This window comes from Bradyrhizobium sp. 521_C7_N1_3, assembly GCF_052075975.1.
Lineage (GTDB): Bacteria > Pseudomonadota > Alphaproteobacteria > Rhizobiales > Xanthobacteraceae > Bradyrhizobium > Bradyrhizobium japonicum.
The window spans coordinates 8,650,870-8,672,740 of sequence record NZ_CP197232.1 but is presented as its reverse complement, the minus strand read 5'-3'; the positions used below and the strand labels follow the sequence as shown (position 1 = coordinate 8,672,740).

At 60.2% G+C, this 21,871-nt stretch carries 25 protein-coding genes; 10 read left to right on the top strand and 15 right to left on the bottom strand.

All coding sequences use genetic code 11. The features are described from left to right. Positions 1 to 164: 164 nt before the first annotated feature. Positions 165 to 401 carry a DUF6894 family protein gene (locus AB7008_RS40915; protein ID WP_304501676.1) on the bottom strand — a complete coding sequence of 79 codons (237 nt, stop codon included), beginning with the start codon at positions 399 to 401 and terminating at the stop codon, positions 165 to 167. Positions 402 to 675: 274 nt separating this feature from the next. Between AB7008_RS40915 and AB7008_RS40910 the strand changes: the two genes are divergently transcribed. Together AB7008_RS40910 and AB7008_RS40905 are read left to right on the top strand one after the other, a co-directional pair. Beyond that, the gene (locus AB7008_RS40910; RefSeq protein ID WP_441260616.1) at positions 676 to 1,068 is read left to right on the top strand and encodes a response regulator transcription factor; all 393 of its coding nucleotides are present in this window, start codon (positions 676 to 678) and stop codon (positions 1,066 to 1,068) included. A 618-nt stretch (positions 1,069 to 1,686) separates the two neighbouring features. Further along, positions 1,687 to 2,397: a hypothetical protein gene (locus AB7008_RS40905; RefSeq protein WP_248879818.1), complete on the top strand. Its 711-nt coding sequence runs from the start codon at positions 1,687 to 1,689 to the stop codon at positions 2,395 to 2,397. A 226-nt stretch (positions 2,398 to 2,623) separates the two neighbouring features. Here the strand turns inward: AB7008_RS40905 and AB7008_RS40900 are convergent, their stop codons facing one another. From AB7008_RS40900 to AB7008_RS40875, 6 genes are all read right to left on the bottom strand, one after another. Next, complete coding sequence (locus tag AB7008_RS40900) at positions 2,624 to 2,806, bottom strand: hypothetical protein (protein ID WP_245467234.1); 183 nt, start codon at positions 2,804 to 2,806, stop codon at positions 2,624 to 2,626. 667 nt (positions 2,807 to 3,473) lie between these two features. Then, the gene (locus AB7008_RS40895) at positions 3,474 to 3,845 is read right to left on the bottom strand and encodes a response regulator (protein ID WP_016845117.1); all 372 of its coding nucleotides are present in this window, start codon (positions 3,843 to 3,845) and stop codon (positions 3,474 to 3,476) included. A gap of 74 nt (positions 3,846 to 3,919) precedes the next feature. Beyond that, positions 3,920 to 4,108, bottom strand: coding sequence for an ATP-binding protein (locus AB7008_RS40890; RefSeq protein WP_248879817.1), 189 nt, complete (start codon positions 4,106 to 4,108; stop codon positions 3,920 to 3,922). Between the two features lie 195 nt (positions 4,109 to 4,303). Continuing rightward, on the bottom strand, positions 4,304 to 4,726 hold the full coding sequence (locus AB7008_RS40885; protein ID WP_248879816.1) for a sensor histidine kinase: 423 nt from the start codon (positions 4,724 to 4,726) through the stop codon (positions 4,304 to 4,306). A gap of 108 nt (positions 4,727 to 4,834) precedes the next feature. Next, the gene (locus AB7008_RS40880; RefSeq protein WP_248879815.1) at positions 4,835 to 5,125 is read right to left on the bottom strand and encodes a hypothetical protein; all 291 of its coding nucleotides are present in this window, start codon (positions 5,123 to 5,125) and stop codon (positions 4,835 to 4,837) included. A 230-nt stretch (positions 5,126 to 5,355) separates the two neighbouring features. After that, complete coding sequence (locus AB7008_RS40875; protein WP_248879814.1) at positions 5,356 to 5,721, bottom strand: response regulator; 366 nt, start codon at positions 5,719 to 5,721, stop codon at positions 5,356 to 5,358. 144 nt (positions 5,722 to 5,865) lie between these two features. Here AB7008_RS40875 and AB7008_RS40870 point away from each other — a divergent pair, with 144 nt between their 5' ends. Next, a complete protein-coding gene (locus tag AB7008_RS40870; RefSeq protein WP_240536838.1) occupies positions 5,866 to 6,384 on the top strand; it encodes a histidine kinase dimerization/phosphoacceptor domain -containing protein in 519 nt (172 codons plus the stop codon). Positions 6,385 to 7,568: 1,184 nt separating this feature from the next. On the opposite strand, the gene AB7008_RS40865 is transcribed toward AB7008_RS40870, so the two are convergent. Then, positions 7,569 to 7,796: a transcriptional regulator gene (locus AB7008_RS40865; RefSeq protein ID WP_158332929.1), complete on the bottom strand. Its 228-nt coding sequence runs from the start codon at positions 7,794 to 7,796 to the stop codon at positions 7,569 to 7,571. A gap of 902 nt (positions 7,797 to 8,698) precedes the next feature. Between AB7008_RS40865 and AB7008_RS40860 the strand changes: the two genes are divergently transcribed. The 6 genes from AB7008_RS40860 (at position 8,699) to AB7008_RS40835 (ending at position 14,300) form a co-directional block, all read left to right on the top strand. Further along, positions 8,699 to 8,878 (top strand): hypothetical protein, encoded by a 180-nt coding sequence (locus AB7008_RS40860; protein ID WP_014493201.1) that lies wholly within the window; start codon positions 8,699 to 8,701, stop codon positions 8,876 to 8,878. Between the two features lie 10 nt (positions 8,879 to 8,888). Next, a complete protein-coding gene (locus AB7008_RS40855; protein WP_162136847.1) occupies positions 8,889 to 9,137 on the top strand; it encodes a hypothetical protein in 249 nt (82 codons plus the stop codon). After that, entirely contained in the window at positions 9,118 to 9,552 is a 435-nt protein-coding gene (locus AB7008_RS40850) for a hypothetical protein (protein WP_014493202.1), read from the top strand. The genes AB7008_RS40855 and AB7008_RS40850 overlap by 20 nt, the downstream gene beginning before the upstream one ends. 196 nt (positions 9,553 to 9,748) lie before the next feature. Continuing rightward, the gene (locus AB7008_RS40845; protein ID WP_039153479.1) at positions 9,749 to 10,687 is read left to right on the top strand and encodes a class I mannose-6-phosphate isomerase; all 939 of its coding nucleotides are present in this window, start codon (positions 9,749 to 9,751) and stop codon (positions 10,685 to 10,687) included. Next, positions 10,684 to 12,969 (top strand): glycosyltransferase family 4 protein, encoded by a 2,286-nt coding sequence (locus AB7008_RS40840; protein WP_039153476.1) that lies wholly within the window; start codon positions 10,684 to 10,686, stop codon positions 12,967 to 12,969. The genes AB7008_RS40845 and AB7008_RS40840 overlap by 4 nt, the downstream gene beginning before the upstream one ends. A gap of 32 nt (positions 12,970 to 13,001) precedes the next feature. Beyond that, the gene (locus AB7008_RS40835) at positions 13,002 to 14,300 is read left to right on the top strand and encodes a glycoside hydrolase family 130 protein (RefSeq protein ID WP_014493205.1); all 1,299 of its coding nucleotides are present in this window, start codon (positions 13,002 to 13,004) and stop codon (positions 14,298 to 14,300) included. Positions 14,301 to 14,360: 60 nt separating this feature from the next. Here AB7008_RS40835 and AB7008_RS40830 read toward each other — a convergent pair whose 3' ends face one another. The 6 genes from AB7008_RS40830 to AB7008_RS40805 all read right to left on the bottom strand — a co-directional run bounded on the left by AB7008_RS40830 (position 14,361) and on the right by AB7008_RS40805 (position 19,529). Further along, a complete protein-coding gene (locus AB7008_RS40830; RefSeq protein WP_225895068.1) occupies positions 14,361 to 14,654 on the bottom strand; it encodes a hypothetical protein in 294 nt (97 codons plus the stop codon). Between the two features lie 331 nt (positions 14,655 to 14,985). Further along, positions 14,986 to 15,987 carry a sensor histidine kinase gene (locus AB7008_RS40825; protein ID WP_248879811.1) on the bottom strand — a complete coding sequence of 334 codons (1,002 nt, stop codon included), beginning with the start codon at positions 15,985 to 15,987 and terminating at the stop codon, positions 14,986 to 14,988. Between the two features lie 977 nt (positions 15,988 to 16,964). Further along, the gene (locus AB7008_RS40820) at positions 16,965 to 17,642 is read right to left on the bottom strand and encodes a Crp/Fnr family transcriptional regulator (RefSeq protein ID WP_038959688.1); all 678 of its coding nucleotides are present in this window, start codon (positions 17,640 to 17,642) and stop codon (positions 16,965 to 16,967) included. Between the two features lie 182 nt (positions 17,643 to 17,824). Next, on the bottom strand, positions 17,825 to 18,208 hold the full coding sequence (locus AB7008_RS40815; protein WP_014493209.1) for a hypothetical protein: 384 nt from the start codon (positions 18,206 to 18,208) through the stop codon (positions 17,825 to 17,827). Between the two features lie 357 nt (positions 18,209 to 18,565). Continuing rightward, positions 18,566 to 19,186 carry a general stress protein gene (locus AB7008_RS40810; protein WP_248879810.1) on the bottom strand — a complete coding sequence of 207 codons (621 nt, stop codon included), beginning with the start codon at positions 19,184 to 19,186 and terminating at the stop codon, positions 18,566 to 18,568. A 25-nt stretch (positions 19,187 to 19,211) separates the two neighbouring features. Then, positions 19,212 to 19,529: a hypothetical protein gene (locus AB7008_RS40805; RefSeq protein WP_014493211.1), complete on the bottom strand. Its 318-nt coding sequence runs from the start codon at positions 19,527 to 19,529 to the stop codon at positions 19,212 to 19,214. Positions 19,530 to 19,755: 226 nt separating this feature from the next. Here AB7008_RS40805 and AB7008_RS40800 point away from each other — a divergent pair, with 226 nt between their 5' ends. Next, positions 19,756 to 20,262, top strand: a complete 507-nt coding sequence (locus tag AB7008_RS40800; RefSeq protein ID WP_039153471.1) for a YciE/YciF ferroxidase family protein — start codon at positions 19,756 to 19,758, stop codon at positions 20,260 to 20,262. Between the two features lie 145 nt (positions 20,263 to 20,407). Here the strand turns inward: AB7008_RS40800 and AB7008_RS40795 are convergent, their stop codons facing one another. Further along, positions 20,408 to 21,733 (bottom strand): MFS transporter, encoded by a 1,326-nt coding sequence (locus AB7008_RS40795; RefSeq protein WP_014493213.1) that lies wholly within the window; start codon positions 21,731 to 21,733, stop codon positions 20,408 to 20,410. Positions 21,734 to 21,871 lie beyond the last annotated feature (138 nt).

The window sequence follows — 21,871 nt, the reverse complement described above, 5'->3', positions numbered from 1 at the left end:
TCGGATTACGCCCGGCCGCTTTGGCTTCGATATCCGGACGTTTGAGTGCCCCGCGTGCAAGGACGTCCACCAGCTTGTGGCCGATCTGGTTGATCCGATGAAATCCCCGCGAACAACCGGCTGGCTTCACGGTCAACTGCAAGCGCCGACGTAGCGGCTGCACCTTATTGGGCCGGGTTTTCGTATGAGGGCCTTGAATACACGGGCACGGTGCCGATCTCACGTCCGTCATCGCTGATTATGGCGATGCGACGCTTAGGATCATCTTCGGGCTTATCAAGTGAAACGCCGATGGCCAGCACCGTCGCCCTGATGATTGCAGCGATATCGTCGTCGCAAACAAAGCCCGATGAATCAAAAAGCCTGTGGCCATCCTCAACATCAAAAAAGTAGCGGGGCATCGGCAACCTCTACTGCGCCAAGTGCTTCCAGACAGCATTGTTCCGAATAGGCTGCCGAATAGGGGGCCTCAAGCAGACCATGGGAAACTGCGAGGCCCAGAGAGGCAGTCGCGTCCGGGCTTTGTTCCACTTTCCCGTCTGTTCTCTCAAGATGGGTTTTAACCCCAAGTGGCCCCAGTTTCATTGTGAGCAATATTGCTCACTTTCCCCGGAACGATAGTCTGTTCCCCGCGTGTACCCTTGCGCTCCTATTGCGGCGCACTGAGGTCCCCGAGTGGAAAACCAACAGCTTTTTATCCTGGTCGTTGAAGACGACCAGCTTGTTCAGGACCTTGTCGAAGACTGCCTGAGCGAGGGCGGGTTCGAGACTGTAGCAACTCCGTCCGGCGAAAAGGCCATTGAGCTACTTGATGTGGCCGAGGGCAAATACCGGGCGCTCGTCACGGACATCAATCTGAAGCCCGGTGAGATCGACGGGTGGGAGGTCGCGCGACACATCAGAGAGATCGCCCCCCACTTTCCCGTCGTTTACATGAGCGGCATCGAAGCAGACGATTGGGCATCAAAGGGCGTACCTCACAGCATCATGTTGGCGAAGCCGTTCGCGCCCGCGCAGCTTGTCACTGCCATTTCTCAGCTTCTCAACGCGATCCCACCAGCCGAGTAAGTGCCGCCTCAGTCGCCTGTTGGCCCATAGCGACATATTGCGCTGCCGCCCGAAGTCGGTCGCTATAGGGGCAAAGCAGACATTGCTTTAGTCGCATCACACCGCCGGGTTTATGGGTACACGGCCTAGTCTTCGGACTAGTCCTTGTGGCTGAGGTGGGAAAGCTCGCGACTTCCGCTCGAATGCTTTGGAAGCGGCAGCCTTCGCGAGGCGATGCTGTTCGCAGCGATGAGTGTCCCGTTCGGGGCTCTAGAGAGGCCGTGCCGACTCGGCGCGGAGAGCCCCGGCATTAACTCATCTTAACTATACTGCTCTCGAGAGTTTGGCGTGCTAGAGGGGCCGCCCTATATAACATGTGTCCACCGCTCCCGAGGGCGGTCGTGCGGGCCATGGAGAGGCTCGCCGGAAGTTTCCGATCCGGCGTCACTTAGTGACGGAAGGCGGTGAAGGCTTCTCCAGATATCAGGCCTTCATCCCGGCAAACGGCCTCGCGCACCCCTGAAAAAATTGAAACGAGCCTCCGGCACGTCGCTCGACGCGCGGCATTCTGCGCGCGCGATGCGATTGGCGTTTCGCAGGCCAGGCATAGGGAGACTGGTCTCGGGACTAGTCGTGCAAATGACCACAAAGACCTGCGGTGAAAGGAGCTCTGGAAACTGCCATGAGACTCTCGAAGAAGGCTCGGGAGCAGACTTCTGCAACGAGTCTCAGTTTGACGAGAAGGTCGCGGAATTCGGCCTGGAAGCGATAAAAGCATATGCCCGCGTCGCTCGCGTTAAGAAGAAGGTTTCAGAGGCGGCCGAAGCCAAGCGCAAGTACCGAGCGCAGCGAAAGGCGGAAGGATTTGGGCAGTATGTTGTCGAGGTGCCCGTGGACGAGGATGCCAAGCGTACCGTGTACGCCGTGGCACAGGCGATCGTCGACGACAAGACGAACAGCAGAAATATGCGCTCGATCATCCTCTCGGTTGTTTCGAGTCCGGCGCTGCTTAAGCTCCACGAGGTTCTTTCGACGTCGTCGGTAAATGTCTCGTCGATTGTCGAGCTGATTGAGCGGGGAGAATTGGACAAGATCGTCGAGATCTATGCGCTGCGTCCTGCGCTGCTCCCCGACTTGTTGCGCTTAGCGAAGTCCGACACCGACTTCCTGTCGGTGCTCGAGTGCCTCGTTCGTCATGAGAAGGGCATCTCGGAGGGGTCTGCCAAGGGTCTGCTGGAAGCGGCGGTTATCGCAAATGATTGTCCCGAGGTTCTCAGGTTCCTCGAAGTTCGCCAGCGGGGAGGTCTTCGTGGCCGACTGCTTGGTTGGGTGCTGGGAAACATCCAGTAGCTGCCGCGGGCGGAGGCTGGCCAGTATAGATTCGTATCGGGGACGAGAATCCCTCCCTCTCCGCCATAATTTCGAGAAAGCCCCATAAAATCAGGCTTTTCTGCACACCGAGGACTGCCGGCGTAGCCCCAGGGTGTAGCCCCTAGGTAATCCCAACCTGACACGGGACGCAGAAAACTTCAATCGATCGCGGGTCGCCAGGTGAACGCCGACCCGCGTGTCGCCGCTAATCCTTGTGGTCGTTCTGCTCGGCTTCACGCTTGCGAGCTTCTGGGCCTTCATCACCTGCGTGTTCGGCATCGACGATCTGGAGCTGAACCTTGAGGGCGTGGCGAACGGCGAAATCGCGGAATGCACTGGGCCCCGCCGACGCTGCGCCCGTGTGACGGTTGAGGCGACGCTCATCCATTGTCGCCGGCGTCATCGACCGAAGTCAGCGCGGAACGCGCAGTTCCTAAGTCCGACGCCAGCAAGCTTCCGACGCCGCGGCTGTCGCGATGACGGCGTGAGCCCACTGAACGTTCCCGCTCCTCCGAACCGGCGACTACCGAGGGCAAGGACTCGAACGCCCGATCCCGCAAGTGTTTTGCTCGTCTATTCGTCGAGCTGACGTCCCGCGCAAATCGCGGTTGGCTTCGAGTCGGGAAGTGCGGGAATCCCCCTGTCATTCGGCGTGTTGTTTGACCCCCGATCGGCGCCGAAGGATGACCCCGGCCCACGTCGCCCAATTTCTTGAAACATCACCGGAATGGTCGTCACGCGTGGGGTCAACGTTGAAAGCCGATGGGGGTCAAAGTTTCGGTGCTTATTTACAGTCCGCGCACCCGAAATACTCGAAACCGCGCTGGCGCGTGGCTTTGGCCATGGTCTCCAGGGTCTCGGTCCCGCCCGAGGGGGCGCTGTGGCAGTGAAGGATCCGGCTCTCTCTGCTCGCTAGGTAGGCCGAGGATCGAATGGTGCGTCCCCGGAACGCAGGCTGTCCTGATGTGGTTTGATCGGCAGGGCCCTATCTTCAAACGCCGTCGAACTCGATGGGCCCGCTGGTTTCGCGAGGGGAGCGAAAAATGTGATCGATCTCAGGCGATCCCCGTCATGTCCCGCAGCGTCGCGATGAGTTCGGCCCCACGGTACGGTTTAGGCAGAAAAACGCTGCCCTTTGGTAAATCATCGCCCGCGGCCCGGACATGACCCGATGTCGCAACTATTTTGATCGGCGGCCAACGGTCCCGCACGAACTGGGCAAGCTTCAACCCGTCCATTGAACCGGGCATCTGGATATCGGTGAAGACAAGGTGGATATCGGCCCGGGTCGACAGGATTGCGATGGCTTCGTCGGCATTTGCAGCCGGGATGACGTCGAACCCCGCATCCTCCAAAATCTCGACGGAATCCATGCGCAGCAGGAACTCGTCTTCGACGATCAGGATGACCGGCTTCACCTTCGACATTTCAGCATGACCTTTGCATGCCAAGCAAAGCGGGGAGGATTGGTTCCGAAGGAAAGGGCGTCGGGAACGCGCGATCATTTGGCCCGATCGTTCCGGACGAGCGGCATCGAGAACACGAACTGGGATTCTTCCGGCGTCGAGGTCACGTCGATCCTTCCGCCGTGCGCTTGCGCAATCTGCGAAGCGATATGCAGTCCCAGACCGAGTCCGTTTCGGCTGTTGCGCACCTCTCCGCGGAAGAACGGCTCAAACAGTCTCTGCATGGCGGCTTCCTGGAATGGGTTCGCCGCAATTAGCCACCCAGAACCTGAATGTCCCGCCCTCCGTTCTGGCCCCCATCCGCACCGGCTGGTCCGGCGCTCCATGAGTAAGGGCATTACCAATCAAATTGGAGGCCAACTGTCCGATACGCGCGCGATCGCAGTCGACGGGCTCGTTTATCTCGAAGTCGGTCTGGATCAGGCGTTGAGGAGACGCCGTTCGTAATTCGTCGACGACCTGCTCGAGCACAGGCTCGATCGGCTTGGCCTCTCCTGCAAGGTGATGCCCCCTCCCAGTCGTCCGCGCGCGAAATCCAGAATGTCGTCAATCAGATCGGACATGCGGGTGACGGTCGAGTTGATCATGCCGAGAATACGAAGCTCTTTTGGTTCCTGCAGCGCGCCCGACCGCTGCAGGATCCGCGCGCCGGCGCTGATGGCCGCAAGCGGATTTCGAAGATCGTGGCCGAGGACGGCAATGAATTGTTCGCGCAGCTGTGCGGTTCCAGCTGAGTGGCCAGTCCCTCCTGAAGCTTCGACTTCGACTCCACTAGTTCGCGTTCGTAGCGTCGAACCGAACCCGCACGGTATCGCGAGCCGCGACCGGACCACGTCCAGCACCCCGGATTTGAAAGAAGGGTCCGTTTCTGCCGACGAGAGCACCCGTCGTTTGAGACGCGCCCGGAACGACTGAGGAGGGCACAGGCATCCAGAAAATGGTGCGTCAGGCTAGGCGGCTTCCTTCAGAGAACCGAGGCGCCTGCGGAGAAATGCCAGCACCACGATCTCGTCGGAGGTAAGCTTGGCGTACTGGCGCTTGAACTTCTGCGCTATCTTGGCTTCAATCATCTTCACGAGGTTCCCGGACATGTAGGCGTTCAGGACTTCCGGGTGCACGTAGTACTTGCGGCAGATGGCCGGCGTGTTGCCGAGCCGCTTTGAGACGCTCTCGATCGCGGCGACGACGTTGCGCTTTGCGTCGGCCTGGCTGTCGTATTTCTTGAACTTGGCCAGCGCCAACGCCGCCAGAACCGTTCCGGCCCAGGCCTGCCTACCCCGGAGGATCTACCGAGGATAAAGGCCCCAGCTCTGGGGGCTAGGGGGTGTGAGCTGGGGCCAGTACGGGGTTCGCCCCTGGGCAGGGGCATTGGGAAAACTTAGCACTGACGCCTTCGTTCCTGCGCAGGAAAGTTTGATCTGCGCGCATCGCCCCTGCTGAATCGGTGAAAGCACGGCAGCCGGTAAGACAGCTAAGCCGAAGGCGTCCCCTTCGTCTGGCCGAGCTCCTCTACTATTCGAACTATCTCTTCCGGCCGAAAGGGTTTCTGAACAATGCGGCTGCCGGGGACGGGACGTGGCAGGACGGGTGAGAAGCCAGTCGCGTAGATGACCGGCAAATTGGGAGACTGCCTCCGATAGCGTTCCGCGATCTGCCATCCATCGACTTGCCCGGGCAACCTGACGTCAGTCACCAGGACATCCGCGACGCGGCGGTTGCACCATGCCAGCGCCTCGTCGCCGGTGCTCGCGTGGATCACGTGATAGCCCGCCTCGCGAAGCGCCTCGACGACGAACTCGCGGATCAGAGGGGCGTCCTCTACAAGGAGTATGCTCACTGCCGGTGACGAAACGTATGGGTCTCGCATCGAACGGCGCAGCGCTCGGTCGTTCCCCGCGTCAATTGCTCTTGCGGACGAGCACGGCCTTGTGGAATTGGATCCCGCCAGGAACAGCTGTCCGCGGCACGTAGTTTTCAATCCATGAACAGGCTCTCCCCGCTCGTACTCAAGCACCGGCTTCCGACTCCCGTCCGGTACGGCATCTCCGCGAGCATCATGCTGGGCTGCGCCATACTGCAGATGGCGCTGCAGATGCAGACCGGCTCGCCGGGGTACCTGCTGCTGCCGGGCGTGTTTCTCTCGGGCCTGATCTTCGACCGGAGGTCCGGAATATTCGCGGCGATCATCGCCGTCGCCGTCGGCGCCTATGTCAGCTATGCCGGCAGCCTGGGTATCGACTATTTCGCGACGAATGCGCTCTTTGCGATCACCGCCGCCGGGACGGCCGCCGTCGCCGAATTCCAGCGTGCCGAACTGCGCCGGGTCGTCATGGCAGACAAGACGAAGGCCTTGCTGCTGCAAGAGATGGCTCACCGGACCAAGAACAATCTGACGATCCTCGGCGGCATGATCAGGCTGGAGGCGCGGCATGGAGGTCCGGAGGTCGCGGCTGCGCTCGAGGCTACCGCGCGCCGGCTGCAGGTGATGGCGGAGGTCTAGGACCATCTATCGCCGAAGTGGGACTAACATGCGCTATTTCCTGAAAGACTTGGTCGAGAAGGTCTTTCAGTCCTTAGCGCCTTCCGGACCGATCGCGTGTCAGGGGGTCTGCGAGGACATCGACCTCGCCAGCAACCATGCACTCGCAATCGGCATTATCACGAACGAACTGGTGACGAACTCGCTGAATACGCATTTCCTAGCGACAGGCCGGGCCACATCGCGGTCGCGTTTTCGAGCGCAAGCGGTATAGATCTCTCGGTGTCCGACAATGGCGTGGGTCTCAGTGAGGGGGCGGCGCCGGAGGGATTGGAGTCGCGGATAGTTCAGCTGCTGGCGCAAACAGCTCGAAGGCGAAACTTCCTACGAACGGCTGGAGCCTGGCCTCAGGGTCCGGGTGCGGGCGCACCCGCGATAGCTGCGGTTCGCCAGTTGGTCGTACTTGACTGTCGGCGGTCCCTGATAAATTGCTTCAGCCAGCCGAGAAGATCGGCGGTGCGACGATGCTGGGCGTCGTAAAGGACTCGATCCAGATCCTGAAATTGGTTGGTTGGTGCTGCATTGCTCTCTCTCTCTCTCTCTCTCTCTCGTTCGGAGGGAAGCGTCTCAGGGATTCAGTACAAGACGACAGACGGGCTTTTTTGGATGGCCTTGGGGCGGTTGCCCCATGATGACCGAGATCGCGATGCCGATCGCCAAGGCCGACAACAGGGTCGACACGATCGGGTAGCTCCTCTCGTTGCTCATGCCTCAGTGCGAGGATTCGAGCTTCCGCATCTCTTGCAGGCGGGCAAAACAATAGTCGCGATAAAGGGTTTCGATGAATGTCCACATGACCATATCCCCATAGGTCTAATGACCGGAGCCTGATGCGTCGTTGGAGCTCCAATGCCAAGCACGCTGTTCAAAGATATGTCCTTGAATTCAAAGCTGCGCAGAAGCGAAAGAGGCTTTCTTGGCGATCGCGCCCCAGGGAAGTCAAACGCGAGCTAATTCGAGCCCTGGCACCAGCCGCTGGCGGGCTTTTCACGGGGGCACCGTGGCGCGCGCGAGCGACTGCGCGTCATGGGTGCGGAAAATCAGAAGCGCGGGTCGCACAGAATGAGCGACTGCCAGCAGCTGGCTGCTCACGCAAGGCGGCGAAAGGCGAACCTGAACAGGAAGACCCGCTAACTGAATCAGCTTTATCTGGATCGTCCCGGCCTAGGCGCCGGGCGCTGGTTCGCTTTGGAGATTTTCGTTCGGGTCTCTTGTGCTTCCTTGGCCAATCTCAGTTCCTTGAGGCGCGCCATGTTTTCGCGAATATCAACGGCATTTTTTGCCTCTTCTTGCAAGACCACCTCGCGATGCGCGACCGCAAGGCGCTCTCGGTTCGCTTTGGCAGCGCGATGAAGTTCCCGATCGTCACTCATCTTATGGTCTCCGGCCTCGACGTGCGGCTTGGAACGGTTAGCGGACCTCATTAGGCGCTCGGTTGAGGGCAGGAAGGCGCCCGCTTAGGGCTTTGCAAACCCGTCCGATGGTTTCACGGGCGTATCTCAATGTCGCGCCCATCGGTGCCTCAGTCCCAGCAGCGTTCTCTAGGGCCACCGGCATCATCCGCCTTCTGTTCGGCGCGGGCGGCCTAATTCGCGCAAGGAAGGCTCCTCTTCCGGAGCAGTCGACGGGTCGATCGTCTGGGCTGTGGTGGCGACCCTGCAACGATCAGCGCCACGAACAATCTCTTCATGGCTCATAGCACGTGCCGGCTGAGAAGTCTGACTTTGTTTCGTCGTCGCCTCATGGGAGTGAACGATTCAATTCAACTCTGCGGGTACGGCGAGGGCGACGACCGCCAAAGGAGGCAGCCTCAATGCTGCGGGGTCCCTATTTCGATAGATCAGGGAGGCGCAGAACAGTTGCTTGGTTGTGGAGCGAACCTCAATCGCCATTCGGGACGTTCGTGGAAGCTGCTCCGGACTTCGAATTCGAGCCAACGACTCGCATCACTCGATGACCTCGTCGCTTTGTGCAAGAAGCATCGCCCGGCACTCCGAGGCGGAGAGCCCTGCAAATTCGATCTCGCTGCTGTTCCTCGACGTTTTAGCGCTCGCTATTCCCAGGACGTAAGCGTAGAGTTGCTCATCACCGCCCATCCTGCGGCTTTCACCGGTGACTGAGGGTAACGAACGCTCCCGCCGGAAGAAAGGAAGAGGAGCGTGGATGTCTCGATCTCGTTTGGCAGCCGACTGGATCGTGTCGCCGGTGATCTTCCTGCTGTTTCCTGTGCTCCTGGTATTTGCAGCGGTTGTCCCGCGTGGATAGCGCAACACGAATGCAATACCTGGTTGGCGGCCACAATGGAGCCGGCCGCGTCAATCTGAGTCGCGACACGGTGGCTGCAGCCTTGAAGAAGGCGCGGGAGCTCTTGCAGGAAGGCTATATGGACGTGCGGATCTGCACGCCGCGAGGCCAGATCCTGCTGCCTGACGAGTTCGATAAGCTCGAAGCCTGAGGGAACAGCTGTGCTGCCGCGCCAGAGCAAACGGCGGGCAGACGGTTTTCGCCTCGGCAGAAAGAAAACGTTGCGGGATGATCGGCGTGAATGTTGTGCGGAAAGGCAGCTGGACAAAGAGACGGCGACCTTAGTCGAGGAGCGCGCTGTCGACGCGTCGCTGCCGCTTTGCAACAGCAACTCGGATTTTGCGGCAACGCCGCCGTGTCTGTTCTGGTCGACTATCGAGTTTGATCGTAATGGATGGCTGCGCCTATGAAAGGCCGGACATGTTCAAGTCTAAACAATATCGTGCAGAAGCGGCCAAATACGGCGAACGGGTCAAGGGTTCGACCGATCTGGATGAAGGCCGCAAACTTCAGGAACTGCAGGACCGCCTCGTATCGCTTGCTGATAACGAGCAGAGACTGGCGGACGACTACCACGACGCAGTTCATGTCATAGGCCCGGACCAATCTCGCGGCGCGGCCCTTGCAAGCGAAGAGGAACGCGTTCTGCGGTGTCTTGGCGCGGCTGTCATCATGCAATGGAACGCTCTGCCGACGACGTTGCAGCGGGAGATCTTCGACACCGCTGGATCGGTCGGCAAGTTGCTGGAGACGGCGGAGCTTCGTGGGCAGATCGCGCGATTTCTGCACAAGCACAAGAATGACGCGAACGGCAACGAACATTGATGAAGGCACGCCCGTCTTTATGAACGCGCAAAGGTTGTTATCGGATGCCGGAGTAGCCACCTGATGGAGGACACGATCGGATCGCGGTGACAGCGCGCGTCGCGAGCGCGACGTTTTTTTAGCCACGCCAGATCTTACCGACCGCACCGACCAACAGCAGTCGCTTCGAGATGCGCGTCAAGGGTAGGGACAATCCATGACCATCGAACATGCCTCGGTGCAGGTTGCGCGCAAACCATGGGGGGTCGCAGACATCCGACCATGGAGCTGCATCGACGTTTCGGGCGACCCCGTCGGGGAGTTGTGGTTCGAGCGCATCGATAAAGATGCACCAGGCTCCGCCCTGCTGCTCAAGCTCCTGTTTACCAGCCAACCTCTGTCGATCCAGGTCCACCCCAACGATGAATTCGCGCACGCCATCGATCTGCCGAACGGGAAGACCGAGGCATGGTACATCCTGTCAGCAGCGCCGGGCGCGCGGGTAGCGCTGGGACTGACGCGGCGCCTCACGCCGCAGGCGTTGCGCGCAGCGATCAGGGACGGCTCGATCGCCGGTCTCGTGCAATGGCGCCCTGTTGCGAAGGGCGACTTCATCTGCGTCCCCGGCGGCACAATCCACGCCATCGGCGCCGGTATCGTGCTCGCCGAGATTCAGCAACGCAGCGATACGACATTCCGCCTGTTCGACTTTGGCAGGCACCGCGAGCTGCACGAAGACGACGCGGTGGCCGCTTCCGACGCCGGGCCATCCCAGGCTCAATCCGCTCCGCGGCGTCTCACGGACGCACGAAGAATTCTCGTCGCGAGCCCACAATTCGTGCTCGAGCGGGTCGATTTCCAGGCCAATTCGCAGTGGGCGCTCGATGCCAACCGGGAAACCTGGATGCTCGTGATCGAGGGGAAGGCGCGCATCGGGCATACGGATGCGACCGTCGGTGACGCGATCTTCATTGAGGCCGACAGCGCCGGCATCGCGATTGGCCTGGACGGAATGAGCGGCCTGGTCGCCTATCCGGGACCGGATCCCATGGTTTCGCTGCTGCAGGACTGCACCGGACGAGCGACCAAGTCTCCCGATGCATCCACCGGCACGGGCTCCAGGAAATCGGGCAAGATCATCGAGGCACAGACATGACGTCGCTCCGCCGCATCGCCCTTATCGGCAACTCGCTGCCTCGCCGTTGCGGAATCGCAACCTTCACGACGGACCTGCAGAGAGCGATATCGGCGTCACGCCCTGATCTGGAAACCTGCATCGTGGCGATGACCGATCGCGGCCAGGCCTACGACTATCCGCCGGCGGTCGCTTTCCAGATCAAGGACGACAATGTCGAAGACTACCTGCGTGCAGCGGATTTCCTGAATGCCGGCCGGTTCGATACCGTGTGCCTGCAGCACGAATTCGGCATTTTCGGCGGCGAAGCCGGCGCCCATATCCTCCCGCTGCTGGCGCGCCTGACCATGCCGGTCGTGACGACGCTTCATACCGTATTGGCCAACCCGTCAGCCAAGCAACGCGCGGTCATGGAGCGCATCGTCGATGCGTCGTCGAAGGTGGTGGTGATGGCTAACAAGGCCCGCGAGCTACTGCGCAGCGTCTACCTCGTGCCGGACGACAAGATCGAGGTGATCGCTCACGGCATTCCCGATGTCGCCTTTGCCGGGCCCGATGCGGCGAAGGCCAGGCTCGGATTTGACGGCAAGTCGGTCATTCTGACGTTCGGGCTGCTGTCCCCCAACAAAGGCGTCGAAGTCATGATCGATGCAATGCCCTCGGTTCTGAAACACCGCGCGAATGCGGTGTATGTCGTGCTCGGCGCAACGCACCCCAATCTGGTTCGAGACCAGGGCGAAGCCTATCGCGAAAGTCTGATGGCGCGGGTCCGCGAGCTGGGCGTCGAGGACCACGTGGTGTTCCTCGACCGGTTCGTGGACCAGGCCACGCTGCTCGAATTCATCTCTATGTGCGACGTCTATGTCACGCCCTATCTCAATGAGGCCCAGATGACCTCTGGAACCTTGGCTTACAGTTTTGGGCTCGGGAAGGCGGTGGTGTCGACGCCCTACTGGCACGCACGCGAGCTGCTTACTGACGGATGCGGAGTTCTGGTACCATTCGGCGATGCGGCGGCGATCGGCGGTGAGATCGCCAAACTGCTCACCGACGACGCGCGCCGGCAAGAGATGGGCCAACGCGCATACGCCATGAGCCGGATGATGACGTGGGAACGCACGGCCGAGCGTTACATGTCCGCCTTCGAGGCCGCGCGGCAGGGTCATCGGCTCAAGGTCTTTGCGCTTCCCGATTCCGGCGCGCCGGAACCACGCGGCCCCGCTGCGCCCGACATGCAGATCGGCCATTTCATGACGATGTGCGACGACATCGGCTTGTTCCAGCACGCGGTTCAGTCGGTGCCGGATCGCTCGCACGGCTATTGCGTCGATGACAATGCCCGGGCGTTACTCTTGGCCTGCGCCCTCAACAATCCCGGCGAACAGGCGTTGCCGGAAATACTGACGACCCGCTTTGCAGCATTCGTGCAGCATGCGTGGAATCCCGACATCAGGCGATTTCGCAACTTCATGGGCTTCAATCGAACCTGGCTCGAGGACAGAGGCTCGGAAGACAGTCACGGGCGGACGCTATGGGCATTGGGCGAGGCGGCGCGCGGAGACGCAAGCCCGTCGCGGCGCAGGTGGGCCACGGATTTGTTCGCCCAGGCTTTGTCGACGGCCGAGAGCTTCAGCTCGCCCCGCGCGTGGGCGTTCATGCTGCTAGGTCTGGACGCTTATTGCACTGTTGCTCCGGATGATCTCCATGCAAGGGAAGTCCGGCACGCGCTTGCTGACAGGTTGATGTCCTGTCTGGCGTCGGTAGAGACGCCGGACTGGGTGTGGTTCGAGGAAGGGCTCGCTTACGACAACGCGCGATTGCCGCAAGCCTTGATGCTGACAGGGATGACGACTCAAACGCCGCAATACCGCGATGCCGGATTGCGCTCATTGCGCTGGCTGATGACGCAGCAGACGAGCGTGGCAGGTCATTTCCGGCCGGTGGGCACCGGCAGCTTCGGCGAACAGCGGCAACATCCCCGCGCCTTCGATCAGCAACCCGTGGAAGCCACGGCAACAATCGCTGCCTGCCTGACGGCGTGGCGTGCGGACGGCGATGCCGAGTGGAAAACCATAGCCATGCGCGCCTTTGGCTGGTTTCTGGGCAGCAATGATCTGTCCGTAGCATTGGTCGATCCGCACACCGGGAGCTGCCGCGATGGATTGCATCCCGATCGCGCCAACGAAAACCGTGGAGGCGAGTCGGTCGTCTGCTATTTGCTTGGACTTGCGGAGATTCGTCAGCTCGCGCGCGTCAACACCAGCCTGAACAAGCCCACGTCCTTACGCGCCGTGGGCGCTTGAATTTCCCTTTCATCCAGCGACCTGAGGATACCGTGTCACAAGCTACCTTCCTGAACCGGCAGGCGCTTCATCTGCGTCCCGATCCCGCGCGAGTTATCGTGCGGCCATTCAAGCCGGCGACTGAACCGCGCGATCTCAACCCCACCGACAAGATGCGCGCAAATCATATCGTCGAGCGAGTTCTCGCACTCGATCAGGAAGCCGTTGCCGCTCAGCTCGCGGACGTCCTGGACAATTTCAAGGGGCGGCATCGCAACCTGTTGGAAAGATTCGAGGCCCGCGCGGACGAAATGGAGGACGCTTTCGCGACGCATGGCGTCTTCTCAAAGAAGCAGCGCCAGCTGGTCGGCGCCTATTTCCTCAATGAGTATTCATTCGAAGCCTCTGCCTTGTTCAATCCGAGCATCGTGGCGCACCCCGATCAATCGGGAGCGCCGAAGGGCGGCGTGCGCTTCATCCTCAGTCTCCGTGCCATAGGCGAAGGGCATGTATCGTCACTGACGTTTCGAACCGGGACCATCGCGGCTGACGGCAGTCTGGCTGTTGATCCGACGGCTCGGCTCGCGTCGATTCCGAGGATTTGCCATCGCATATCGGGGCCGGACGGCGAGCGTGTCGAGCTGATTTTCAAGCCCGAAGAAGACCTGACCGAGCGCGTCATCTTTCCCGTCACAGAATCCCAATCGAACGGCATAGAGGACGCGCGCTTTGTCGAATTCAGCGACGGCGATCGAAAGACGTATTACGCGACCTATACCGCTTACAGCGGTCGAGCCATCCGCTCCGAATTAATCGAGACCAGTGATTTCACGTCGTTTCGACTGGCGCCCCTGCGAGGGGCTGCGGCTCGGAACAAGGGCATGGCACTGTTCCCGCGCAAGATCGGCGGCCAGTATGCCATGATCGCGAGGCAGGACAATGAGAACCTGTATCTAATCTATTCAGACGACCTCCACACGTGGGATGGCGGTCAAGCCATTTTGAAACCGCAGTTTCCCTGGGAGTTCGTCCAGATCGGCAATTGCGGGTCGCCGATCGAACTCGATGAGGGTTGGCTGCTGCTGACGCACGGTGTCGGCCCGGTCCGCAAATACTCAATCGGTGCGGCGCTGCTCGACAAGCACGACCCATCCAAGGTGCTGGCACGTTCGCGCGAGCCGCTATTGCGGCCTGAACCATCCGAGCGTGAAGGATACGTCCCTAACGTCGTTTATACGTGCGGCGGGATGCGGCACAACAACCAGATCATCCTGCCATATGCCGTGTCCGACACATTCTCAAATTTCGCAACGATCGAGATTTCCGAGCTCATAAACGCGATGAAATGCTAGGGCGCGGCCAGCTGATCTCAGGAGCATACATCCAGTTCAATAGCTGCTTTTGTTCCCGAGCTACTCCTGCGCCTTGACGCCAGGCCGCACGCTTATCCTTGCGAGCTCGCGACGCTCGTCCTCTGTCAGCTGCCAATCCTCGCACTGGCTGCAAAGCTGCGCGAAAACGTCGTGTAATTGGCTTCGGGCTACCCTGACGATCTCGGTATCGTCGAATTCGCAAGACTTCAGGAAAATTGGCAAGGTAAAACTGGTCTGACGGCTTTCGAACTGAAACGTCAGGCGAATGTCCTCGCCACGTTCATTCGGCAGAATCACCTCGATGCGTGCGATCGTAATCTCGAACATATTCATGCGCATCTCTTGCTTGGTCGACCTTGAATTGAGCTTTTCAGCGGGCGCGCGGATTCCAACGAGGTTGCTCGGATGCACCGATATGAAGTCGCCCGTCCTTGAAGTTTTCAAAGGGAAGCGGCATGTCCGCAGCGTCACGGGCTCAGGCCTTTCGGGCATATTGCCGGGTTAGGCGCAGGCGCTGGCCGCAGACGTCGAGCCGATGGGCATTGTGCGAGGCCCCCTCATGCAGTCTCCCGGAAGGGCCGGCCACTCTGGAACGCGGACCTGATCTCCGTCTTCAAGGCTCCGCGTTGCGCCGGCCGCTACTATACGAAGATCTCAAGGTTCCTCACCTTGCCAGGCGATCTTTGCTCATGATCAGCGTAACGACCAGCCCCTCTTCCGACCAGTCGAATGCGATGGAGCCACCGAGCTGGGCCGCCATGCTCCGCTGCACCAATTTGCTTCCAAAGCCATTGAGCATTGCGGGAGCCTTAAGAGGCGGGCCACCCCGCTCGGTCCAGGTCACGACGACTTCGTCGCCATGGGCATTGCACGACACGTCCAAGGTGCCGCTTGCCAGCGATAGCGAACCGTATTTCGCCGAGTTCGTTGCCAGTTCGTGCAGCACAAGAGCGAGCGTTGTGCTCGACATTTCGCCGACTTTCATCTTGGGCACCGAAACGCGAATGCGGACGCTCGCCTCTCTTTCGTCGTAAGGCGCGAGCAAGATGGAGACCAGGTCACCAAGAAGCGCTCCTTCGCTCTTCCTTCCCGGTATGGGGCGAATGAGATCCTGTGCAGGCCCCAAGGCCATCAGCCGATTTGTTAGCTCGTGGGCCATGTCTTCTTTGGTTGCGGCCGAACGCGATGTAAATTGAGTAAGCGCGGTCGCGATAGTCAGAAGGTTCTTCACGCGATGGCTCATCTCACCGGCCAGCAACTCGTTTGCTTCTTCGGCTTGCTTGCGTTGGGTAACATCGAGGAAGATGCCAAACATGGTTCGATCGGCAATGTCCGCATCGTCGCCTTGCCCGCGCGCGGAGATCCAACGGATGTCGCCGTCGAACAAGATGCGAAAGTCAATCTCGTAAGCGCCTACTATTGCGCGAGTAGCGGCAAACGCAGACCTGACCCGTTCCAGATCGGCAGGATGGATGTTCCTGGACAGGATCTCGAATGTGATGTGTTTTTCGTTCTTCGCAACGTCCCACAGGTCGTAGGCGCGTTCGTCCATCGTAATGGCGTCCGTATCCACGTTCCAGGCCCACAAGGCCACGCCGGCGGCGTCGGTCGCAGCACGCAAGTGCTTTTCATTCCAAACCGGCATCGATATCTTATCGGACGACATCCGCTTTGCTTCCATCTTGTACACCGATAACGGCTGAGGGGCGCGGTGGTGCCAGGCAGCGCATGTGAGCGGAAGAACGAGGCTTGGCGGAATCAATTTCCGTGATCGGCCCGCGCCGGCCGGCCTGCGCACTCCGACATACGCGCCGCGAGCGGATAGGAATGAGCCTTGCCTTAGTCGGCGTCCGTGATCCTGCCCTTGCCTTTGCATGACTGGCATTTCGCTGGGTAGATCTTTCGGCCCGGTTCCACCGGCTGCATCGTCGGAGCGAAGCCCGTTCCGCTGCATCCAGGGCAGGTATGCTCTTTGATCTTTAGCGTCATATCGACCTTTCAGGTTCCGCGGATCTGCGGCCACCAATTTCATTACAGATCGCGCGCTTCCATGATCGATCACGCTTCAGCGGTCCGTCCTGCTTCTCGCGCTCCTGCGCCAAGCCAAACAAGAGCGGCCCGAGTTCGGCACTGGTCGAGATCTCGGGCCGCCCGAACGGCGCGGGGGCGGCCCGCGACGCCCGGCGTCATCCGATCACATCCAGCTCGCGGTCGCTGTGCAATTTTGCTCACTCTTCGACGCGCCACTTGTTGGTCCCCACCTGCTCACGCGCCCTGATGCCGGGCACGCGAGGTAAGACCGGTCTGAGGTGCCTTCGAATTGAAACGTCGGCCGACCGTCCTCGCCGTGTTCGTTCGGCGGAATCGTCTCGATGCGTGATCTGTATGCTGAATGCATTCAGCGCATCACCTTGCTTGATCGACCTTGAAGCGACTTCCCTCGGCTTGATCTCGATCTCGATCGCGCTCGGCAGCGATGCTGCCGCGATCATACCAAATGACAACCATACTGGATCGCGATCAGCATCGCAGCGATCCAGCGAGAGGGCGAATGCCAAAGACCGGCGAGGGGGCCGACGTGCCCGACCTCCAAATGGCGATGCCACGCATCTGCAGTCGATCAATCGACCGGTCGCGCGCCGGTCAGTCCTTCCGGCCCAGCTCCGACTTCTCAATCAGAACGGCGTTCAGGAGCGAGCTATGGACCTCGATTTTTCCATTGTAGCTGATGAAGCCAAGCCTGCGGAATTTATTCATGAAGAAACTAACCCGCGATCGGGTCGCGCCGATCATTTCGGCAAGTGTTTCCTGACTGATCTTGACCCCAATAGGCTGCGGGCTGGTTTCCTTGCCGAAATTCGCGAGCAGAAGCAACAGCCGCGCCAGACGTTTTTCGCTGGAGTTGAATAGTTGGTCGATCAGATCTTCTTCGATTCGGCTATTGCGCGTGAGCAGGTACGCCATGAACAATTGGGAGAACTTGGGCCTGCCTTCGAGCGCTGAAATCATTGCCAGTTTCGATATTCTAGTGATGATGCTGTCTTCCATTGCCGTAGTCGTCGCGATACGCAATGGCTGGCCGTTGAGACAACCTTCACCAAAGAATTGTCCCGGCTCCAACATCCCGACGACGGCTTCCTTGCCCTGGTCGGAAACGACCGTGAGCTTGATCTTTCCTTTTTGAATGTAGAAAACCGCGTCCGCGACATCTCCCTGCACGAACACGTTCTGACCCTTGCCAAGCTTTGAGATCGATTTTCCTGCCCCAACCTTGGCGAGGAAGGTCTTGGGATCAAACTTGTCCTTCGCGGGCTTGGCCAAATGGACGCTCTCATTCCCTAGGTGTAGTGCCCCGTAATATTAGCAGAATGTCCGCTTCGTGGAAGGCGCAGCGCGGGAGAGCGGGAACGGAAATCACATCAGGGAATTCCGGCCCGCAAGGGCGGGCCAGGTATGGACATCCCGAAATACTGCGCAGATCGCGCCCTGCGCAGGTTCGCCGGCTATCCGCGTTGCTCCACCGCTTTTTCGCGGCCGAGCGATTCGGCACAAGCCCGTGCAACGGCCGAGTTTGGCTCGGTGCTTCCCGGCATCGTGGCCCAACCTCCCTTTTCGACGAACTTGCCTTGTTCCGATACATAGGTCGCCTTCTTCATTTCGGTCAGGTTCGCCGAGGCATCAGCGGTCTGTCGAAACTTTTCAACGCAGATGGGTGTGAGAGCTGCGACGACGGCCGTCGCAGCGCGGCTTGCAGCGAGGGTCTCTGCGGACCCACCGGTCACCCAGCCGCCCCAGCTGAAGCCAACGATCGCCAGGGCCATCGCCCCAGCCACAGCACCCCACAGAACGGAGCGCGCGGTCGCCTTTGTCTCCCGGGAGATGTCCATGATGTCGCCTTTGACTGAGAGGATCGAGATAGCTTGAGGAAGCCAAGCATGTCGATCGCTGGGCGGCTGTACCAAATTGCTCATTCGGCGTGTGGAGGCCCAACTCGGATGGGCACAGATGTGCCGCATGCCCCCGCCCGCGTTGTGTGCCTATTTGAACAGACAGCGCAGTCTACCCGCGCTCTATTCTTGAATTGCCTGACTTGAAATCATACTTCCGATCAGCCCGGCCCTCGCGGCCGGGCTTTTCGTTCCGGCTCCATCGATCTGAGATCCATTCCAGGGGTTTTGCTTCGAAAGAGTTTCTCCACGTAGGTCGAAAGAAAAGGCCCGCCGGAGCGGGCCTTTGAATGTTGCCTAGCGAAGCGTGCCACCGTATTGCTGCCGCTCCTTGCGAATCTCCTCGGCGCCGTAGGGCTTGCTGGCCGGATCGAATGATTTCCACCCGGCCTTTTGCCAGGCAGCGCTGCGGTCACGCAGGTTGATGGCCGACTCGTTCAATATTGCATCGAAGCGAGACTGGTCTGCATCGGCCACGCGTGCCGACACCAGCGTGCCGCCACGACGGACGCCCTCGGCATAGGAGTGCGCGTCCTCTTCCGAAACGCCAGCCTGCGTCAGCGCTCCGACAATTCCGCCGGTAGCTGCACCTGCGGCTGCGCCGACCGCCGTCGCGGCCAGCCAGCCGGCTGCGACAACGGGCCCGAGGCCGGGGATCGCCAGCAGGCCGAGCCCGGCAAGAAGGCCGGCCGTGCCACCCACGCCCGCACCAATGCCGGCGCCTGTCCCGGCACCCTCGGCGCGATCGTCGACCCCATCGCCGTCGCGGTCCACCTTCTTGTCGGTGTTGAACCAGCTGTCTGAATTGTTGGCGACGATGCTGATGTCCGAGTGCGGCACGCCTGCGGCTTCCAGGCGTCGAACAGCCTGCTGGGCATCATTGTGGTTGTCGTAAAGACGAGAAATTGTAACGGTCATGCTGAGCCTTCCTTACTTCGCGCTATTACTTGGCGCTATTGACGTTGCCCTGAAAATCGACGCTGACCGCAGCGACTGAGCCGCTCTTGCTCGCCTTGCCGCGCCAGACACCATTGTCGTCCTTCTTCAACTCTGTGACGTTGGTGTAGCCGGCATCCTCGATCTTCGACTTGGCTTGTCCTTCGGTGAAACTGTTACGACCGGCGACGGGAGCGTTGGAGTTGTTTTGACCGGGGCTATTGACGGCGCTGTTGTTCGGCCCCGACTGCGCGGGCGGATTTTGCGCCGAAGCCGTGGTGGCCGCCAATAATCCAATGCAAATGAGCAGAAGTGAACGTTTCATAGTTTTCTCCAGTGTTCAGGTGGGAGCCCAATCTCTCGTCGCCGCGTTAGTTCCTCGCGCCGCAGCGTAAGTGGAGTTCCGCGGCGGCTAGGTAGCGCTTCAGTTGCCGGGAACGCGGTCGCGTATCGCGCCGGAGGTTGCGACGACTCGTCAACTGACGCTTGAGGAACTTAGCCGGACGCGCGGGATTGCCTTACACAATCCCCCCACATCGCGGAGATGGACCATGGCGAAAATGAAGAAGCTCGAAGACCTGTTTCACGACACTCTCAAGGACGTCTATTTCGCCGAGAAGAAGATTCTCGCGACCCTGCCGAAAATGATGAAGGCTGCGCAGCATGCCGACCTCAAGGCCGCTTTCGAGAAACACCTTGGCGAGACCGAAGGTCAGATCGAGCGCCTGGAGCAGGTGTTCGCCGAAATCGACAAGAAGCCCCAGGGCAAGACCTGTGATGCCATCGTGGGTATCGCGAAGGAAGGGCAGGAGATCATGGACGAGTACGAGGGCATGCCCGCCCACGATGCCGGGTTGCTCGCCGCTGCGCAGGCCGTCGAACACTACGAGATGAGCCGCTACGGCACGCTTCGTACCTGGGCCGAGGAACTCGGTTACACCAAGTCGGTCAAGTTGCTCCAGCAGACCCTCGACCAGGAACGTGCAACTGACGCCGCGCTGACCAAGCTTGCGAAAGCCGTCATCAACCTGGACGCTGAGCAAGACGAAGCAGCGTGAGTGAGCGGGGCGCGGCCCGACCGAATGCGGCGGCGTCCGTTATCTCAACATGTCGGCTGCAGGCTCGCTCCACTTCGTTCGGCACGCTTTCACCGCTGCCGAACGAAGACGTCCCTCATTTTAGGGGCGTATGACGATTCGCGCATTAGTGCGCCATCGCGATCTCACCCGACAAATGCTCGCGCCTTGCATCAATCCGCAACATCACGACAACGATCGCGCCCGCCAGCGCGCACCCCGCCAGCAGGAGAAGGCCGGCGGTAAAGTTGCCGGTCAGATCCTTCAGATAGCCCATCGCGTAGGGACCGGCGAAACCCGAAAGATTTCCGAGCGAGTTGATCGCGGCAATGCCGGCGGCGGCCGATGCGCCCGTCAGGAAACTCGCCGGCAGCGGCCAGAACATCGGGGGTACCGCGGAGACGCCGATCTGTGCAAAACAAAGCAGCGCCATGACGACGACGGCGTTTGAGACGAACCCTGCCAATCCGATTCCAATCGCGGCCATGAGCAGTGCCACCGCGACGTGACCCTTTCGTTCCATGGTCCGATCCGAATGACGACCGAGCAGCACCATGCCCACGGCGCCGAAGACAAAGGGCAGCGCCGCAAGCAATCCGGTCTGGGTATCGCTGACGCCAAACCCCTTGATGATGGTCGGCAGGAAGAACGCCACTCCGTAGCTTGCGGCATTCAGGCAGAAATACACCAACGCGCACATGAGAATGCGCGGATCCGTGAGCGCCTGCCCCAGGGACAGGTGCTCGACCTTTTCCTTGTTCAGCTTCTCGGTCGCCTGCACGTTCTCCAGCCACGCAATTTCATCCCGTTGCAGCCAACGCGCCTGGCGCGGCAAATCGGTCAGGTAGATCAGGACGCCGATGCCCACCAGAACCGATGGCAGCGCCTCGAGAATGAACAGCCACTGCCAGCCGTCCAGTCCCCAGCCGGTCAGGCCTAGCAGCATCCCGGAGATTGGCGATCCGATGATGGATGATATCGGGATCGCCAGCATGAACAGGCTGATGACCCTGGCGCGGTAAACCGCCGGGAACCACAGGGTCAAATAGAAGATGATGCCCGGAAAGAAGCCTGCCTCGCAGGCGCCGAGCAGCAGACGGAGCGAGTAGAAGACGCCCGTCGTCGGAATTCCGGTCGCCGCCGATATCGATGGGATGAACGCGAAGGCCGCCGAGACGATCCCCCACGTGATCATGATGCGGGCGATCCACACGCGCGCGCCGACCTTCTCCAGAAAGATGTTGGACGGTACTTCAAACAGAAAATAACCGACGAAGAACAGGCCTGCGCCCAATCCAAAGGCTGCTTCACTCAAGCCGAGCGCCTCGTTCATGTGCAGCTTGGCAAAGCTGACATTGACCCGGTCGAGATAAGCCACGAAGTAACACAGGATCAGGAACGGAATGAGCCGCCACATCACCTTGCCGATGACACGTTTCTCGACGTCTTGCATGGCGCAGCCTCTCGCTTGGTAGTTTGAGCTCCATGTCCCATTAAGCGGTAGCGTCGCCAGCCAACAGGACTGGCACGCCTCGTGGTGTCGATCTGGCGAACAAACGCTTCGATCATTCGCGCCGCCTCACTCCGCACG